We start from the raw sequence: 336 nt of genomic DNA, 5'->3' as shown, positions 1-336 counted from the left end.
CGGTACGGAGTATAAGGCAAGCGAGATAGGGAAAGGCTACACTCTCGCCCATATCGAGCGGACACAAAGCAAACTGAAGTGCAACTCAATGAACATATCTCATGGAAACAAACTCACACCCGGAAGCGGCAGCTTCCAACGTTAAGCAGGGACAGTACAGCCCCCGGAAAAGAAAAGATACAACGCCAAGGGTAAACCCGCAGCTTGCGGTAGAACTGGTGTATCAAGAACTAAAGCGTGTTGAAGTCTATACGAAGCGCATAGAGGACGCAACAGCCCGAAAGGTACAAATAGACGGGAAAAGCCTTGAAAGTGCCGAAAATCGCCTAAAAAACG

1 protein-coding gene is annotated in these 336 nt (G+C 48.8%); it reads left to right on the top strand.

The annotated features are described in order from the left end of the window. Nucleotides 1-101: 101 nt before the first annotated feature. The coding region (locus HJV72_RS18840; protein WP_442899303.1) for a hypothetical protein at nucleotides 102-336 on the top strand (235 nt) is incomplete at its 3' end.

Origin of the sequence: Extibacter sp. GGCC_0201 (genome assembly GCF_017566055.1) — a bacterium.
Taxonomy (GTDB): Bacteria; Bacillota; Clostridia; order Lachnospirales; family Lachnospiraceae; genus Extibacter.
The sequence above is the reverse complement of the archived record's forward strand: the minus strand, read 5'-3'. Positions and strand labels throughout refer to the sequence as shown.